Origin of the sequence: Phenylobacterium sp., from assembly GCF_030681155.1 — a bacterium.
Lineage (GTDB): Bacteria > Pseudomonadota > Alphaproteobacteria > Caulobacterales > Caulobacteraceae > Phenylobacterium.
Map to the genome: position 1 here is coordinate 110938 of NZ_JAUXXE010000069.1, position 16716 is coordinate 127653.

Annotated in this window: 13 protein-coding genes and 2 pseudogenes; 8 read left to right on the forward strand and 7 right to left on the reverse strand. The window is 60.6% G+C overall.

The genetic code is table 11. The features are described 5' to 3' along the window. Positions 1-978: 978 nt before the first annotated feature. From Q8M13_RS18395 to Q8M13_RS18405, 3 genes are all read right to left on the reverse strand, one after another. On the reverse strand, positions 979-1320 hold the full coding sequence (locus Q8M13_RS18395; protein WP_305301610.1) for a DUF2442 domain-containing protein: 342 nt from the start codon (positions 1318-1320) through the stop codon (positions 979-981). Between the two features lie 402 nt (positions 1321-1722). After that, positions 1723-2187, reverse strand: coding sequence for a hypothetical protein (locus Q8M13_RS18400; protein ID WP_305301611.1), 465 nt, complete (start codon positions 2185-2187; stop codon positions 1723-1725). 300 nt (positions 2188-2487) lie between these two features. Then, positions 2488-2715: a CsbD family protein gene (locus tag Q8M13_RS18405; RefSeq protein WP_305301612.1), complete on the reverse strand. Its 228-nt coding sequence runs from the start codon at positions 2713-2715 to the stop codon at positions 2488-2490. A gap of 329 nt (positions 2716-3044) precedes the next feature. Between Q8M13_RS18405 and Q8M13_RS18410 the strand changes: the two genes are divergently transcribed. Further along, positions 3045-4661, forward strand: coding sequence for an AarF/ABC1/UbiB kinase family protein (locus tag Q8M13_RS18410; RefSeq protein WP_305301613.1), 1617 nt, complete (start codon positions 3045-3047; stop codon positions 4659-4661). On the opposite strand, the gene Q8M13_RS18415 is transcribed toward Q8M13_RS18410, so the two are convergent. Beyond that, positions 4611-5111 carry an Hsp20/alpha crystallin family protein gene (locus tag Q8M13_RS18415; RefSeq protein ID WP_304809461.1) on the reverse strand — a complete coding sequence of 167 codons (501 nt, stop codon included), beginning with the start codon at positions 5109-5111 and terminating at the stop codon, positions 4611-4613. The genes Q8M13_RS18410 and Q8M13_RS18415 overlap by 51 nt on opposite strands. A 317-nt stretch (positions 5112-5428) precedes the next feature. Here Q8M13_RS18415 and Q8M13_RS18420 point away from each other — a divergent pair, with 317 nt between their 5' ends. The 3 genes from Q8M13_RS18420 (at position 5429) to Q8M13_RS18430 (ending at position 7814) form a co-directional block, all read left to right on the forward strand. After that, positions 5429-5899, forward strand: coding sequence for a hypothetical protein (locus Q8M13_RS18420; RefSeq protein ID WP_305301615.1), 471 nt, complete (start codon positions 5429-5431; stop codon positions 5897-5899). Positions 5900-5902: 3 nt separating this feature from the next. Further along, positions 5903-7018, forward strand: coding sequence for a patatin-like phospholipase family protein (locus Q8M13_RS18425; RefSeq protein ID WP_305301617.1), 1116 nt, complete (start codon positions 5903-5905; stop codon positions 7016-7018). A 217-nt stretch (positions 7019-7235) separates the two neighbouring features. After that, on the forward strand, positions 7236-7814 hold the full coding sequence (locus Q8M13_RS18430; protein WP_304811406.1) for a DUF4142 domain-containing protein: 579 nt from the start codon (positions 7236-7238) through the stop codon (positions 7812-7814). Positions 7815-8134: 320 nt separating this feature from the next. On the opposite strand, the gene Q8M13_RS18435 is transcribed toward Q8M13_RS18430, so the two are convergent. After that, positions 8135-8281 carry a hypothetical protein gene (locus tag Q8M13_RS18435; RefSeq protein ID WP_305301618.1) on the reverse strand — a complete coding sequence of 49 codons (147 nt, stop codon included), beginning with the start codon at positions 8279-8281 and terminating at the stop codon, positions 8135-8137. Positions 8282-8908: 627 nt separating this feature from the next. Between Q8M13_RS18435 and Q8M13_RS18440 the strand changes: the two genes are divergently transcribed. The 3 genes and pseudogenes from Q8M13_RS18440 (at position 8909) to Q8M13_RS18450 (ending at position 11320) form a co-directional block, all read left to right on the forward strand. Next, positions 8909-9325 (forward strand): transposase, encoded by a 417-nt coding sequence (locus Q8M13_RS18440; protein ID WP_305301619.1) that lies wholly within the window; start codon positions 8909-8911, stop codon positions 9323-9325. Further along, positions 9322-9690: an IS66 family insertion sequence element accessory protein TnpB gene (gene tnpB, locus Q8M13_RS18445; protein ID WP_305301620.1), complete on the forward strand. Its 369-nt coding sequence runs from the start codon at positions 9322-9324 to the stop codon at positions 9688-9690. The genes Q8M13_RS18440 and tnpB overlap by 4 nt, the downstream gene beginning before the upstream one ends. Before the next feature lie 71 nt (positions 9691-9761). Continuing rightward, a pseudogene (locus tag Q8M13_RS18450) lies at positions 9762-11320 on the forward strand (IS66 family transposase). Between the two features lie 115 nt (positions 11321-11435). On the opposite strand, the gene Q8M13_RS18455 reads toward Q8M13_RS18450, so the two are convergent. Beyond that, positions 11436-13979, reverse strand: coding sequence for a TonB-dependent receptor (locus tag Q8M13_RS18455; RefSeq protein WP_305301622.1), 2544 nt, complete (start codon positions 13977-13979; stop codon positions 11436-11438). A 1269-nt stretch (positions 13980-15248) separates the two neighbouring features. Here Q8M13_RS18455 and Q8M13_RS18460 point away from each other — a divergent pair. Beyond that, complete coding sequence (locus Q8M13_RS18460; protein WP_305301623.1) at positions 15249-15734, forward strand: MarR family winged helix-turn-helix transcriptional regulator; 486 nt, start codon at positions 15249-15251, stop codon at positions 15732-15734. A gap of 529 nt (positions 15735-16263) precedes the next feature. On the opposite strand, the pseudogene Q8M13_RS18465 reads toward Q8M13_RS18460, so the two are convergent. Then, positions 16264-16716 (reverse strand): annotated as a pseudogene (locus Q8M13_RS18465) (cyclopentanone 1,2-monooxygenase); the annotation flags it as partial.

Sequence of the window (16716 nt, forward strand, 5' to 3'; positions counted from 1 at the left end):
CGCGGCGCTCCTCCAGCGTCAGGCTGAGGAAGAGGTCAGCCATGCGCGAGGCTCGAGACTTCCTGTGCCAGCCAGGTCGGCAGGCGTCCGCGCAGGTTGAGCAGGTTTTGCTGCTCGGTCGGATTCAGGCGGTGTCGTAGGGCGCTGACCGCATATTCAAGTGCGCCGAAGGGGCAGGGTTCGAGTTCAATCCCGCCAAGGAGCGCGGGCCTGCGGATCAGATCGAAGCCTTCAACATCCGCCTCGGGCGCGGCGAGTTGCGCGTCACTGACCGACGGCTAAACGAGTTCCGCCAAGCGGTGCTGGAGCCCCCGAACGCTCCCGCTCTAGCCACCATCGCCTAGACGACCGCTCGTCAGGTCACGCAGGACCTCAAGCCTCGTCAGCTCCTTGTCGCTCATGAAATGTAACGCCACCCTGAGGGCCTCCCGCGCATCCGAGGGAGGGTGCCATTTCTAACTGGCACAGGTCTAACGGGTCAAAATTGACGCCCCGGCTGCGTTGGGATTTTGTCCCGGACTGATCGCGGCAAGTGTCGAGGCCGATAAGATTCTGTCCCGCGGGTTCAAGGATTTTGTCCTCGCGCCGCCGAAGATTTTGTCCAGGCCGGCGTGTCCGCTGAGGGGTGGCTCTTAGCAGTCATTCCTGAGGTCCGCTCGGCACACGGAGCGGCGGGCGTTGGTCGCGATTACCGCATTGCGCTCATCTTAGACGTTCGGAGAAGTGATGCGATCGATCGGATCGAGCTGTCCAACCCGATTCGGGCGCACATGGCGGAGCTCGGCATAGCAGCCCGATCGGCCGGTTGGGACTGCTGGCTGTGCCAGATCACATCACCCAGGACGCCATTGAGCGTATCGGGCTTGAGTAGGATCAGGTTTTCGGCGGCCGAAAGCTGCTGCCGCCCTTCGGCGGAGGAGGTGGCGGCTCTCCGTTTGTCCCACCTAAATAGCCGCCTTGCACCCTGATGGCGGCCCGTTAGCGGGTTCCTGTTCGCGGCCTGGTTGACGCCGTGGGCAGCCCAGTCAGTTCCGCGAGCAGGTTGGCGACGTCGAGCGATCGGTCGAGGCGACCGAAATACACAGCATCCCCAGAGCCCAAAATCTCAATCGCACGCAGATCCAGGGCAGTTGCGTGCTGGAAGCCGGGAAATCCTCGTAGCGACACCGCAACTGCGAAGCCTTGATCGAATTCGAGAGCGAGCCGATCACGGGCCTCATCGTATTCGGCCGCGACCACACGGGGCGCAGCAGCACGAGCGGCGCCAACTTGCTTGGCGTGCTTCAACCCAGCGGCCGTGCTCTTGCGAAAGATTGCCAACTCGAACTCCGCGCCTACGCAGCAGGCGGCCCAGCAGGACATCTAGCCCGACGGACGATGACAGGAAGTCTGACGGACTTCCGGACATAAACCAACTGGGCTGAGTATCTGACGCAAACGGACTTCGGCGTTCACGCGTGAAGCGGGGCACCCGCTGAGACATAAACTTTGGATCATTTCCGCCGAAAGGGCGAAAATCCCAAAAACTCTGACCTTTTAGACTTGGTGTCGCGGGTCAAAGCTGTTGTCTCTAGGAGGCGCGGTTTATGGCCGGGCATCCGGCCAGCAACTTCGGGCGCCGGGGGACAGAAACTCTGCCTGGTCAAACTTTATGTCCCAGGTCGGCCGAGGGTCTGCAATCCGGCGGACTCCTCGTTTCCGCTTACGGACCCAGAGTGGTCGCTAATCCTCGAACAGTTTGGCGTGCTTTTCGACGTCTCCCTTCACGCATGGGCGATCCAACCCTGTGGTGTAAGAATACTTGCCGTCATTTCCTTTTTCGAAGAACTGGCACTGCTCGCCCGTATAGCCGCCCATCCTGTTCTTCGCGTTGACGTTCACCGCCGCGTACTTGCCGCTCGTGCTGTAAGTTATTTCGCCAAACCTCGCGGACTCGGGATCGTTCAGCATCTCCTTCGTGAGCTTCTTTAGCTCGGCTGACGGCCCGCAGCCCGCGACCAAACAGACTGCAACAACAGCGAATAATACCTTCGTCAAATCGAGTTCCCCCACTCGCGCGGAAGCCATTTCCGCCCCGTAGTCTCGATCTACCAGCGCTGGATCATAGTTTCTAGCGACGAGAACCCATCGCAGACGATGGCGAGGTCCGCTTTGGGGGACAACAAATATGCCCAGCGAGGCCAGCAATCCTGCCGGACTCCCGGACAGCAACTAACGGGGTCAAAAATTATGGCCCGTGACAAGCGGTGTTGCATTGAAGGCTTCAAGATATGCGCTCGTGCGCCTAATGTATCTTATCGGAAATAAGGGCGGTTTCCCAAGCATTTACAGCATCTTAACCCGAGTGAGCCAAACGGCGTTCTGCGGTTACCACTTCTCGCACGGCTGTTTAAAGCAAACCGTGCCGCAGAGATGGTCGTATGTACCAACGTGACAAAACTGTAATGATGAGTTCAAGCAGTCAAAATTAAACGGGCGTCATTCAACTTAATGGGTGGCGTCCTCAACGGCGCCTTTAATGTCGCCCTGTTTGACCTGTCCGGTGATCTTGTCGCTCTTGCCCTCGCTCTTGAGGTCTTTGTCGCCAATGACTTTTCCGACCCCGGATTCGACTTTTCCAACCGTCTCCTGTTTACGTCCCGCTTCCTTGTCGCATGCACTCAAGCCCGCAATCGAAATAATTGCGGTGACTAAGATTAGTTTCGGCGATGTCATTTAAAGACTCCGACCGTACTACGATAATTGCGCCGCAACAGACGCTTGCGGCGATAGTTGGAAAATTTTCGGTTATATTCTTGACGTGTGATGTACCGTTTGTGCGTGTCTTAAAATAGAGGTTGCTTCCTCACTAATCGCTCAGCCGTCTAACCGCTATATGGAGTCCTGTCGCCCCCGCCAAAATCATCGCCGCACCGACGCCTCCAACAATGATGCTGATCATATCCTCCACTCCTTCTCGCGTGGCCAGATAACGCCTTCCAGAACAATCGGTTCATGAGCTTGCCGGTCTTGCGAAGCGGAATCGATGCGGGCATGCAGATCTGATGCAGCCTCTGACACTCTCGCCGAACGACTTTCGCCGCCTTGCTACGGTGCTCCGTACGTTGGCCCCCACTGCCGCGCGGCCCGGTCTCAGAAAGCTAGGTTTGTTACGCGGAGGGCCTACCGACGACACGAGCGACGCGACATACGAGGGCTTTGTTACGGCGCTTGAGGCGCTCGGGCCCACATTCGTCAAGCTCGGGCAGATCATGGCGACGCGCTCGGATCTGCTTCCCCCCGAGCTGACAGAAAGGCTCGGCAGGCTGCACGATAGCGTTGCTCCGGCGCCCTTCGAACAGATACGTGAACAGCTTACAATCGATCTTGGCGGAACGCCCGACGATATCTTCGCTGAATTTTCCCCGGCCCCAATCGCCGCAGCTTCAATAGCGCAGGTCTACGCCGCGCGGCTCACGACCGGTGAAGAAGTCGTCTTGAAAGTTCGCAGACCCGGCATCGGGGCTATCATGCGCGCGGACCTGAGGCTGCTCGCGGCCGCAGCGCGCGTCGTTGAGCGGCGTGCGCCGGCGCTTCGTCGCCATCAGCCGGTACGTGTCGTCTCCGAACTGAGTGATGCTCTCCTGGAGGAGATCGATTTTCGAATCGAGGCGCGTAATCAGTCTGAGGTGCGCAAACGAGCGACGGTCTTCCATGTGCCTCTAGTCCATGAGCGGTTTACCACAGAAAGGACCATGGTCAGCACCCGCGTCCGCGGTCGCCCCCCTAACGCAGTGTTTCGCAGCGAGGAGCCTGCGTTGGCGCGTGCGTTGGCGCCCGAAGCGGCCCGGGGCCTACTGGGCATGATCCTGTTGGACGGGGTGTTCCACGCTGACCCCCATCCCGGAAATGTTCTTGTGACGCCCGACGGTCGTCTGGCGCTATTGGATTTCGGCTCGGTCGGACGCCTCTCGGTCAAGCGGCGAGAGCAGGTGCTCGTGGTCCTCGGCTCCCTGGTGGATGCCGATGTCGCCGCGGTGTCCGATGTCTTAATGGAATGGGCAGGCCGCTCTGGACCACCTCCGACCGGCCTTGAGCAAGGTGTTGAGCGCTTCTTTCTACGCTATGCAGCCGACTCCGGGCGGCCGATCCGGCTTGCGGAGGCTATCGGCGAATTTGTCTCCATCGCACGAGACAACGCGCTGACCCTACCGCCTGATCTTCTGCTCCTGTTGCGCGCTCTGGGCATCGCGGAAGGCTTGGCAAGGACTCTCGACCCCGAGTTGGATGTGGTCGACGCGATTGCGCCGGTCGTGGTCAAAGCTTTTGCATCAAGGTTTGCGCCTAAAGCCCTCGCCACCCGGGCCTTCCGTGCATTCAAGGAATTCGATCAAATTCTGGCGACTGGGCCGGAAGCAATAAGACGCGGGATCGGCCGCCTTAGCCGAGACGGCCTTGTCATACGTTTATCAAGTTCAGACCTGGCGGACTTGCCGCGCGCCGTGAAGCGGGCCGGCGAAAGCCTTTCTGTCGCTGTGGTCGTCGCGGCGCTCGTCGTCGCCGCCGCCATCGTCACGGTCGCGAACGACGGCCAAGTCGCCGCGCCCGGACGAATAGCGATCCTTGTCGCTTCAGGCGTTGGGTTGGCAGCCTTCGTGGCCCGCTTGCTTAGGCGTGACTGACACCTCACGCACGGGGACGCGCTTTGCATCGCCACGCACCCAGGCAGCCTTGACCAAGCTGACAGTTAGAATGCCGTCCTCGAGCGTCGCTGTCACCTTGTCCGGGTCGACCGGCTCTGGAAGATCGAAAGATGAGTCAATGGGACTCACCATACCCCCGGACCGGGCCTGACGGCCAGCAGCTCGCAAGCGCAAATGCCTTGGAGTCACATCCAAGCGCAAATCCTGGAGGGCATGCCCAGGGACATCGACCGCGACGGTTACGTCCTCAATTGTCTCCGCGACCGTAAAAGTCGGAGCCTTCGAAGTCGTAGTCTCGGCCGATTGAAAACCGCGCTTGGCTTCTAACCTGCGTCCAACGCTGCGAAGGCCGCGGCCAATCAGGCTGTCGTATTCCAGCCGCGCGGAAAATGTCCTTCTGCCCAATTTTAACGAGACGTCGCCGATCATAATAAACTCCTCAAACCACTTCAGCCGGATATTGCGCGCCGGATGGCGGCAAATTCATGGCACGTAGAGGACGGTTGCGGGCGGCCGAAGGCAGAGCTGGAACCAAGCTGCACCATTGCCGTTATTGTTGCGGTCGCGAATTTCGGCCAGTACCGCGCGGAAATTTTAACCGGAAGATCTGAATGCGAAAATCAGGGTCACTTCTTGCGTCACTGTCTGTCGTCCCGGTTTTAGCCTTTGCCAACCCTGTTTCGGCGCAGACGCAGTCTGCACCGTCGGAGCAAAGCTCAACCTACCGAGCGCCCGAGCAACGTCCGATGACCTCCTCAGACGAAAGCCGTGAAAGCCTGCAAGGTGCAGTTACTTCGCCCCTCCGGGACGCAAACCTAATCAAAACCGATATTCCGCCCATCCTCTTGCAGGCCGTCGCCAACCCGTATGCGCGGGCTGGCCAGCGCAGTTGTGCAACTCTCAGAAACGAAATCGTTAATCTAAACCAGGTTCTGGGCGACGATTTCGATGAACGAACCCCTGAGTCAGGTGGGAAAGGCATTGACCGCAAGAGCGCGTACGGCTTAGTCGCCAGTGTTGTCTCCGATGTCATCCCCATGCGCAGTTGGATAAGAAAACTCTCCGGGGCGGAGCGGCGTGACCGTCAGGTTCAAGAGGCCATCGCCGCCGGCATTGCGCGTAGAAGCTATTTGAAGGGGATCGGACAGGCCCGGGCGTGCAAGCCGCCAGCCTCCGCTCGACGAACCGCAGGCGCATTGCCGACCACGAAGCCCTAGCGGATGATAAGGTTTGTTGGAGCACTGGCGGCTGCTATCGTCTTGGCGGGCTGTCAGACCCTTCCCCGCGTGCCATATGGCCTCGAAGCGCTGCACGCCGCGAGTCCGAACTATCGGTACAATTTCGCTGAACCTGACACCCGCACCCGCTTCCTTAGCGAAGTCACAGACGTGCAGCGCCAGCAGGCGGGACGCGAACTTCAGCTGCTCGCCCTGTCGGGCGGCGGCGCCAACGGCGCCTATGGCGCAGGCGTAATGTACGGTTGGAGCCAGCGCGGGGATAGGCCTGCATTCTCGGTGGTGACAGGCGTTAGCGCAGGCGCTTTGATCGCTCCTTTCGTCTTTGCGGGGCCGTCATTCGATCCGGCGCTGAGACAAGCCTTTACGGACGGCCGATCTAAGGATCTACTTCGATCCAGAGGGCTCGGCGCGCTGCTTCGGCCCGGCATATTTAGGCCGGAACCGTTGAGAAAGCTCATCGTCGACAGTGTGACGCCGACGCTCATCGAGGCCGTTGCCGCCGAGCACCGAAAGGGCCGGCGGCTCTTTGTCGCAACGACCAGCCTCGATACGCAGACTCAGGTGGTGTGGGACATGGGGGCCTTGGCGCAGCTCAACGATCCGGTGTCTCGTCAGCTATTTCAGAATATCCTCATTGCATCGTCCAGCATTCCGGGTGTTTTTCCGCCTGTCTTGCTGACATTCGAGCAGGGTAGGCATACGGTGTCTGAGTTGCACGCAGACGGCGGCGCTGTGGCGAACTTCTTTGTCGCGCCGCAAGCTCTACTGAGCACGCCGACGCCCTCCGTCAGCAGGGCGCACATATTCATCTTGCTGAACAGCCGCACCACGCCTCGATTTGTGGTGGTGCCGGTCGGCGGGCTCAAGATCATCGCGCGTAGCTTCGACACGATGCTGAAATCCCTCACGCTCTCCGAACTGACCAACGTGAACCTTGCCGCAAGTGAAAAAGGCCTCAGGCTGGAAGTCGGGGAAATTCCTGACGAGCTTGATGAGAACTTTCTCGACTTTAGCCGCGTCCATATGAACGCGCTTTTTGCAGCTGGTGAACAGAGGGGAATTTCCGGGACTGCGTTTCAGTCTAACGCTTCACCGTAAAGCTTAAGGCGCGTTGTGTCTGTCGTCAAAAAACAGAGACACCGTTGCCAGCTTGGTAGCCTAACTCGCTGTTCCCGGGAACTGGCGAGGGCTGAGGGTTTTGAAAGTCCGGTAGACCTTTTTGGGCCGCTTTCTGTGGCAAAGGCGCTGACCGGTCCTAGGCGGAACTAGCTTGGTCGCTGCCGCGTTCGAAATCTGAATTACAGCAGGAGGATTCATGTTTCGATCGCTTATACTCTCCAGCGCGGTGGCTCTCGTCATTTCAGGGCCTGTCGCCGCACAAGACATGATGGCTAACAGTGGCTCCATGTCGTCGACCGAAGTCGGCATCGCTCCGGTGAGCGGGGCCTCGGCTACTGACTATGTCAAGTTGGCGGCCGACTCCGACATGTACGAGATACAGTCTAGCCGACTGGCTCTGACTAAGAGTAAGCGCGAAGACGTAAAGGCGTTAGCGCAACAGATGATCACCGAACATGCGGGCACAACTAAAGCGCTGATGGCGGCCCTGAAGAACGACGACCGCACCATCACGCGGCCTTCCTCACAGCTCTCGGCCGCGAACGCAGCGAAGATAGCGCTGCTGAAAAAGGCGCCCAAGGCGGCGTTCGACGACATGTACCTACAGCAGCAGGCTGAGGCCCACCAGACCGCTTGGGCTCTACACAAGGGCTATGCGATAGAGGGCACAGACCTTTCCCTGAAGCAGGTGGCTTCGACCGCTGTTCCCGTCATCGAGCGGCACTTGCAGCATGTCAAGCAGATACTTCCTGCGGCCCTGTCGCCCGTAAGTTGACGAGTACATACTCTGTCGCGGCTTGGCCTTCGGATCCACTGCGGGATTTGTTGGTTAATGTTCGAAACAGATGTTGGCTACTACCTTCGTCATCAGTGCCTTTGAGGAGAGGTCCGTTTAGAACAGTGTTGGTCTGTCAAAGTTATGCGAGAAGCCGTAGAGACGTTGGTGCAGGATATCCGGCGTGCGAGGCGCGCCGCCACTTCGCGGCGAACACACGAAACTGACGCCTCGGCGGGCTGAACTGCCGGAACAGCATCGCTCAACGCCTTCGCAAAGAGGCATCGCCCATAGCCAGGATTAAGTGTGGTTTAAAGACTTCATGGAGGCGGGGTATCCATCATCCACACCTTGGGCCGGTTGCGGGCCCGGACGAACTCGCGGGGCTTGATCATGAAGAGTATGTTGTTGCGCTGCGCTGTCGCAACCGGCCCCAGGCTGCACACGACGATCCGAAGCCTTGTCATCCACACACCGCTGCTCTCCTCCACCGCGTCAGCACCTTGTCAATCTCACCCGATGTCGCATTCTTTCGCTTTAACGCAGCGCTTGACGCCGCCGTTTGCGGTCTTGCGCCTGCGTAGCGCGGGCCATTGGCGGGACCGCAGCGCGTAGCCGGCGGGCCATCGGATCGGGTCGCGGGAGTGTTGAAAATGCCTTCGACAATTGACGCTGCCCGTTCGCCGGCACCGTTCGGAGACACAGCTTTCCCGGGCTGACCCGCCAAAAGCGCAGCGCCCGCTAGTAGCGAGTGAAGGACGATGTCGCAAAACCGTCGAGGTTGGAGGGAACGACTCCTGGATCCTAGACGCGCCGCGGTGGTTTCGATTACCGCAGGCTTGGAGCCGAAGGTACCGGAGCGGCTGCTAACCGCCATAGCCATAGTCAAGCTCTTTCTGCCAAAGCTTTAAGCGCGCCACGTTCGACATGGCGGTAAGACAGGCCAAAAATCATACATGAGTGACGTAGGCAGCGAAATAGTCATTAGAAACGCGGAGTTAATACCCCAGTTGATAGTAAGCGCTGTCCCGACCCCACCTTTCCCTGATGCCGCTGGCCGGTGATGGTGACGATCCCCTGTGGCGGATCGTTTCATGTCTGGATTTAACCCTACGCTTGACCCTAAGCCGGTGCAGGTTCGCCGGCTGGAGGTGCTGACGGGCGTGGGCGGCCGGCGGCGCTGGTCGTCGGACGACAAGGCGCGGATCGTCGAGGAGACCCTGGCGCCCGGTGCGACGGTGTCGGACGTGGCGCGGCGTCACGACATCCGCCCGCAGCAGCTCTTCGGCTGGCGCCGCGAAAGGAGGATCGCCGATCCCGAGCCGCAACTGACCTTCGTGCCGGCGCTGATGGAGGCGCCTGCGAAGGCTGAGCGGTCGCGGCCGAGGCCGGCGCGGGCCGGGCGTGGCGACATCGAGCTGGAGATCGAAGGCGTGGTGGTCCGGGTGCGCCGCGGCGCGGAGGCCAAGACCGTGGCGGCGGTGATCAAGGCGCTGAAGGCCGTGCGGTGATCCCCGCCTTCGCGGGGACGCCTTCGGGCGTGCGGGTGCTGGTGGCGACCAAGCCGGTGGACTTCCGAAAAGGCATGGGCGGCCTGGCGGCGCTGGTGAAGGACCATCTACTGAAGGATCCCTACTCGGGCGTGGTCTACGTCTTCCGCGCCAAGCGGGCCGATCGGGTGAAGATGATCTGGTGGGATGGAACCGGCTTGTGGCTCTTGGCCAAGACGCTGGAGCAAGGCGGCTTCAGCTGGCCGAGGGTGCAGGATGGGGTGATGCGGCTGACGCCTGCGCAGCTCGCGGCCCTGCTGGAGGGCCTGGACTGGCGGCGTGTGCAGCGGACGGCCCGGACCCGGGCGCCGGAGGCCACGGCGTAAGGCTGCGACGAAGTGAATCAGCCTGCACGCGGGGGCGCCACAAGGCCCCGCGAATATGCTCAGATCGCCCTATGGCCCAGGCGCTTCCCGGTGATGTCGAGACGCTGACGGCCCTGCTCCTGAAGGAGCGGGCCGAGCACGCGGTCGCGCTGCTGGCCAAGGACCATGCCCACGCCGAGATCGAGCGACTGCGCCAGATCATCAAGGAACTGCAGCGCCACCGCTTCGGCCGCCGCGCCGAGACCCTGGACCCCGATCAGCTGGCGGTGGGGCTGGAGGATGTCGAGCAGGAGATCGCCGCCGGCGAAGCCGGAGCGGAGTCCGCATCGCCGGCCGCCAAGACCGCGCGGGCCACTACGCGGCGCGCCAACCGCGGATCGCTGCCGGCGCACCTGCCCAGGATCGAGACGGTCGTCGATATCGAGGACAAGACCTGCCCGGGCTGCCGCGGCGCTCTGCACAGGATCGGCGAAGACGTCGCCGAGCGGCTGGACATCGTCCCGGCTCAGCTGCGGGTGCTGGTGGTGCGCCGGCCCAAATACGCTTGCCGCGCGCGCGAGGAAGCCGTGGTGCAGGCGCCTGCGCCGGCGCGGCTGATCGAGGGCGGACTGCCGACCGAGGCGACGGTGGCCCCTGTCGTCGTCGCCAAGTACGCCGACCATCTGCCGCTCTATCGCCAGGCCCAGATCTACGCCCGCCAGGGGATCGCCCTGGACCGCTCGACGCTCGCCGACTGGACCGGCCGCGCGGCGTGGCTGCTCAGGCCCCTGCACACCCGGCTGCTGGAGCGCCTGAAGGCCTCGGGCAAACTCTTCGCCGACGAGACGACCGCCCCGGTGCTCGATCCTGGCCGGGGCCGGACCAAGACCGGCCAGCTCTGGGCCTATGCCCGCGACGACCGCCCGTGGAGCGGGCCCGACCCGCCGGGCGTGGTCTACGTCTACGCGCGCGATCGCAAGGCCGAGCGCGCCGCGGCGCACCTCGCAGGCTTCAAGGGCGTGCTGCAGGTCGATGGCTATGCCGGCTACCGGCCGCTGGCCGAGACGGGCGACGTCAAGCTGGCCTTCTGCTGGGCGCGCATGTGCGCAGGCGCTTCTACGAGCTGGCCGCCGCCGGACCGGCGCCGCTCGCCAGCGAGACTCTGGAGCGCATCGCATCGCTCTATGCCGTGGAGGCCGACATCCGCGGCCAGGCCGGCGATGAGCGGCGGCGGGTGCGTCAGGAGCGCAGCCGGCCGATGATCGATGCCTTGGAGCCCTGGCTGAGGGCTCAGCTCGAGCGCGTCAGCAAGGGCAAGCTGGCCGAGGCGATCCGCTATGCACTCGCCCGATGGGACGGGCTCAGCCTCTTCCTCGACGACGGCCGCGTCGAGATCGACTCCAACATCGTCGAGCGATCCATCCGCCCCATCGCGCTCAACCGCAAGAACGCCCTCTTCGCCGGCTCCGACGGCGGCGGCGAGCACTGGGCCGTCCTGGCCTCCCTGATCGAGACCTGCAAGCTGAACGGCGTCGATCCGCAGGGCTATCTCACCGCCGTCGTCACCCGCATCGTCCAGGGCCATCCCAACAGCCGGCTCGACGAACTTCTGCCCTGGGCCTACGCCGCGCCCATCAGCGCCGTGGCCTGACAACAGCGCTTACAGTTGATACAGCATGTTAGATAAACTAGCGGATTTCGAGAGGACTCAGCGCCCGCGCCAAGTTGGACCGTCTCCTTGTCCTTTGGAAACGGTCCCTTTTGGCTTAGAAGCGATATTGCAGCTCTATTCCGTATGTGCGAGGAAAGTTCGGCTTCAAAGTGACCCGCTGAACGCCGCTGGCCGATGGGGCTCCGGTTCGGAAGTCCTGATAGGCCAACTCATCAAAGGCATTCTTGAGGTACGCTATCACGGTGTACCGATCAGCGGCATCCTTCCAGAGCGCCCGGAAGTCCACGACTTCGTTTGATGGGGAGCGGAAACCTGGCTGAGCAAAAACGACCGCCTGCTGCTCATCGGTGAAGGTATAGGTGCCCCCAAGTACCAGATCGCCCTTACTGAACTCTAGTGTGTAATTCACTCCAAGGTTGAGCTTGTTCTCGGGAGTTATGGGAAGCCTGTTCCCGACGAGCGTCTGCGGCCGGCTGCCGTTCGGCAACACAACGCCCGTAGGCCGTGCGCCCGCCTGCAGCGCCTTTGGGTCGGCTGTATCGACGAAGCAGCAGCCGCTCTTGAGTTCAGTGTTGAGGTACGAATAGCTAGCGAAGATCTGTAGATGATCTATCGGAGCCCACTGCGCCTCCATCTCTAAGCCCCAACTGACAGCATCCAGATTTAAGAACTGACTGCCTGTTGCGCCCGTCGTAGGGCTAAGAACAACGGTCAGCGGGGCCTGAAAACCCTTGTAGTCGGCATAGAACAGCGCGGAATTCAGCTGGAACCGCCGCCCAAAGTTCTTCTTCAGACCGAACTCGAAGTTGTCGACATATTCCGGATCGGCGTAGGGGAACGGAGCCAGACCGCTGGACGCCTGCCAACCGCCGGACTTATAGCCGCGGCTATAACGGGCGTAGGCGTTTGTGTCTCCATCCGGCTGCCACTGAAGGCCCAAGGTCCCCGTCCAGGCGTCGTAGTCGGCCGCTAGGTTACGCGTCAAGCCACCGCCGCGGAGCTCACGCACGTTGGCGTACAATGGGTTGGCCAAGCAGGAGGCGATGGTAGGGCCGCCGCATATGACAAACGTGGTAAAATCCACCGCGACCCCCTGTCCGACTGCGGATGGTATCCCAGCGGCGGCCAAGACGGTCGTTGTGGTGTTTGTACGCGACACGTAGCGCGCCGAGTCTGTGCCCGACTTCTCATCTACGGTATACCGAATGCCACCCGTAAGCGTGAGCGTATCGGTGATATCATAGTCTATCTGAACAAACGCCGCGTAGGAATCCACCTCCAGCGTGCCGTCTACGAAGAGGTAGTTCCCCTGCGGGTTCGGCGCCGCCGGACCACCGGTCGCGAGACTTATCGGATTCTGGATGGCCGGATCGTTAAGGACACGTTGGCCCTGGGGTTGCGCGTAGGTCTGGTGATATTGGTACAAACCGGCGATCCAGCGGAGCGGTCCGTCTGTGTTAGATGACAGGTTGATCTCATTGGAGTACCATTTCTGGTCCTCGCGGTAGAAGAACCGTTGGTCTGGCGACACGCCTGTGGCGGTGTAGGCGCCGAAAGGCGTAGCCGTCGGCACGCTGAATAGGCCGGTTCGCGATGAACGGTCCTCGTCCCCAGCCGTGTCGTAGATATAGGTTTGGTAGCCGGCCAGATACTTGAGCGTCATGCCGCCAAGATCCCAGCTGAGATCGAAGTGCAGTCGCTCATGATTGCTGAGCTTACCTTCACTCGTCTGGTTGGTGTTTATCTTGTAGGGATCAGCCGACGCCGGATTCGTTCCGGCGAAGCCGAAGGTCGGATTGTAATAGAGGCCAGCGTTGCCAAGGCCGGTCGGCGAGGTGGTGTCGTAAGGGTTCGTGATCGACTCGTGGACGTTGCCAACGCCGAAGCTGTCATCCCAGTCGAACTTCGAATAGCGCAGGCGGGCCGTGATGTTCTCGCCGAGATCGGCTTCCAGCTGAGCCTCGACTATGTACCGTTTAACAGCGCTTGAATCGCCGGCAGGCCCGAGGTTCTCGAAGAAGCCTTCCTCTCGGCGTTCCAGAGAGCCGCCGAGGAGGAAGCGCAGGCCATCCGTGATCGGTCCTCGAACCAAGGCGTCGGTCCGCCAGGTGCCGTAGTTCCCAAGGACGGCGCGGACCTCACCATTGAAATCCTCCGTCGGACGCTTGGCGATGATATTTAGCGCCCCGCCGATGGAATTGCGCCCGTACAGCGTGCCTTGCGGTCCGCGCAGAATCTCTGTGCGTTCGATGAACAGAGACGGCGTGGCTGCATCAAACATTGAGTTTGAAAAAATACCATCCGAGTACAGCGCCACGGAAGGATCCGTGCCGATCGCATTGGTCAAGCGACCAAAGCCTCGGATCGAGAGCCGGTCGTTATTGGTATAAGTGATGCTCGGCGAAACCCGCGCCAAGTCCTCGACATTGGCTACGCCAAGCAAATCACGCCGCTCGCTTGTATAGGCCGTCACAGCCACAGGCACATCCTGGAGGCTCTGTTCGCGCTTTTCAGCTGTGACCACCAACTCTTCAATGGTGAAGCCGGTGTCCTGCGCCAAACTGGGCGAGGCCGCCATCAGAGCGAGCGCGGATGCGCTAAATGCGAGGGCGACTCGCATATCGATAGAATACTTCATGTTCCCCCCTCAGTCCGCTAGGCATTGTTGCCTCTATGCTGACGGTAATGGGCATTACCATAATGATACATACGCGTGATGCAATGCCCCCTTTTTCCTCCCCCTCCTCCGAGCATGAGGCAGCGTAGCCGCCGCTCTAGTTCGAAGCCGCGGCGCTGGGTTGCGAAAGGCATTAGAAAATTAGTGGCTAGGGCCGAGATCCCGCATGAAGCTCGATGTCAAATTGGTCAAGGAGCAGCGGCGGGCTGTGTCGTTCGAGCGCTATTGAGATATGACCCGGCGGCTAATGACCCATTTAACGACTTCGCCCCTCGGTAAGCGGGACCATGTACAAAGTAATTAAGTTGCGCCACCCTGCTGTTGAGGAGTGGAGCATTTACAATTAGGGATCAGTCATTACTGCGCGAAAAAAAGACAATCGTATCAGCGGCCAGACTGATACTGCGACACGCGTCGGATGAAAACGATCTATGTTGCGTGTGAACCGTCGCAAGTCACCCCAATACCTAAAGGATGGCCAGCGGTTCGTGGTGAAGTTTCATCCGCCACAAACTCGCCGGCAGGCCCGCGACGAGGGAACTGGCCGCAGGGCCATTTGTTTAAGGCGCGATGGAGGCCAGATGTCGTCTTACCCACTCGCATGTACCTTCAAGCTTGCGTTCTAAAAAACGCGATCTTCGCCCCCGGAGGGCAGCCGCTTGTTGTCGCCACTCTCCAAGCGTCGGGGAGGAGCGTCAATCTACTGCTTGCCGGCGCTGATGTATTGACCGTTAATATAGGTTCGAGCGTAGGAGAATTGTGGCCATCCGACTTTAATCGATGCGTCGTCTTTAGCCTCAAGTATATGGTTTCCCATACCATTAGCTGAGCAACGCCCGGCTTTGTTCACAGATAGCACCGGTGACCGGCAGGCCGGGGTTCGCCCGGCCTTTTTCGGCGGATCCGCCAAAGATATTGATCACTGCCGGCGGCGAATCGACGTCACCGCCAGCCGCCACCTCGTCGGCAGAATCTTCTACAGCCAATGCTAGCGATTGCGTGTGCGAGCCTTACGATACTAAGGCCTGGAAAGCTCTCTGGGTCATCTCCGCGCACGGAGCCCGGACAGAGGCCGAAAATTCAAACAGACCTCCGGGTGACTCGACAGGTTGCCCAAAGGTCGTCACATGGCAGCAACGTTATTGCTCTCCGCTGGAACGGTTCTAGCGGCAATACGGTCTGAAAAGCGCTCATAATCCTTCTGAGCGACTCGTGGGGTTGTAGCCTAGGATGCCCAGAGAATCTTTCGAGCGCCTGTTGCAGGAAGAGTTGGACAGCAGTTTCAGTCCTTTGGGAACGGGCTACCTCCTGGCCGATGTCACTCGCCTGATGCGAGCGGCCTTTGATGAGAAGATGCAGGAACTTGACCTGACCGCCTCCACTTGGCGCGTTCTCGTCTATCTACGCCGTAGCGACGGCATCTCTCAGGCTGATTTGGCCCGGCTGCTTGACGTTAGCCGCGCCTCGCTTGGGCAAGTTATTGACCGATTGGAGAAGAGTGGGCACGTGGTACGCGTTGAGCATTCGGACGATAGGCGCGTCTGGCGCGTGCATCTCACAGCAAAAGCCCGGGCCATGATGCCCGATGTTGAGATTAGGGCTAGAAATTTGCACGTCAGCAGTTTCGGAAAACTTGACCCGAAGGATTATCAGCAACTCGCGAAGATACTTTTAGAACTCCGCGCCATCTTAATGGCGACCGAAAGCGACGCTTGAACCGCTCAATAGTCGCTCAGCGGTGATGCGGCTTAAGAGGCGATGCGATTTCAGCGCGGCGACTTGGCGGCTGCGCATATACCAGAAAAAGGGCGGCGCGGTCGGTCGTCCGCGCCGCCTAAGCTTCCCTAGGCCCCGGGAGGTAGGGTGGGGCGTTGGGCAGGATGAGGCCGCAATCCGGGCTGGGAGAAGCAAGCCGAAATCTGCAGGAGCCTCACTCGACGAGTTATGTACATGCCCATATCGTAAGGCGCAATACGATAATCTCCATAACACTCTGGCCACTTTATAAGTTTGTCTATTGTCGTACGGGCCACTTAAGCGCGAGCGGCGTGGGTTCCTACGGCTAAGCCGCGTGAGCGGATCCCTTTAAGTCGAGCTGTCTTGGAAAATACCCTCCCGATTTGGTTCCTTGCAGGAAATCGTTCAGGGAGACGGGTGCTTCAAGATATCGCAAGCCGGGCCGCGAGGGTCCAACCCTATAAATCGACAAGAGCTGCCCGCGGCGAAACCCTGGCTAATCTAGCGGTCAGGCTGATGTCAGCGCTCTCCCGCTACGGAGCACGAACCCGTCGTAGCCGTTGGCGGCGCTGGCTTCGCACATCTGGAGATACAGCGGCACGCCGCCGGGATAATTAAGTAATTCACGTGGTTTACCGGGTATATTGGTGCCCATGTACCAGGAGTCAGCCAGAGGAAAGAGCGTCATGGCGCCCACTGCCTCGACATGGTCCTTCCACGTCTGTTCTGCGGTGGGGGTCGCCTCGAACCGGCTGACGCCAACGTCGCGCATGTGTTTCAGGAATTCGACCACCCAGTCGCCCTGGAGTTCGGCGCAGGTCGGGCCATTGCAGAACCCCGAGGGGCTCTGCGGCCCGTAGAGGAACAGCAGGTTGGGAAAGCCAGCGCTGGCCATGCCCAGATGAGTTCGCGCGCCCTTGGCCCACTTCTCCTTGAGCGTGAGCCCCTCGACACCGCGGAT

Bases quoted from the DNA above. Each gene is read 5' to 3' on its own strand.
- Q8M13_RS18415 (WP_304809461.1), bottom strand. From the start codon at position 5,111: ATGATCGGCGACGTCTCGTTAAAATTGGGCAGAAGGACATTTTCCGCG.
- Q8M13_RS18425 (WP_305301617.1), top strand. From the start codon at position 5,903: ATGATAAGGTTTGTTGGAGCACTGGCGGCTGCTATCGTCTTGGCGGGC.
- Q8M13_RS18460 (WP_305301623.1), top strand. From the start codon at position 15,249: ATGCCCAGAGAATCTTTCGAGCGCCTGTTGCAGGAAGAGTTGGACAGC.
- Q8M13_RS18405 (WP_305301612.1), bottom strand. From the start codon at position 2,715: ATGACATCGCCGAAACTAATCTTAGTCACCGCAATTATTTCGATTGCG.
- Q8M13_RS18410 (WP_305301613.1), top strand. From the start codon at position 3,045: ATGCAGCCTCTGACACTCTCGCCGAACGACTTTCGCCGCCTTGCTACG.
- Q8M13_RS18420 (WP_305301615.1), top strand. From the start codon at position 5,429: ATGACCTCCTCAGACGAAAGCCGTGAAAGCCTGCAAGGTGCAGTTACT.
- Q8M13_RS18430 (WP_304811406.1), top strand. From the start codon at position 7,236: ATGTTTCGATCGCTTATACTCTCCAGCGCGGTGGCTCTCGTCATTTCA.
- Q8M13_RS18435 (WP_305301618.1), bottom strand. From the start codon at position 8,281: ATGACAAGGCTTCGGATCGTCGTGTGCAGCCTGGGGCCGGTTGCGACA.
- Q8M13_RS18440 (WP_305301619.1), top strand. From the start codon at position 8,909: ATGTCTGGATTTAACCCTACGCTTGACCCTAAGCCGGTGCAGGTTCGC.
- Q8M13_RS18455 (WP_305301622.1), bottom strand. From the start codon at position 13,979: ATGAAGTATTCTATCGATATGCGAGTCGCCCTCGCATTTAGCGCATCC.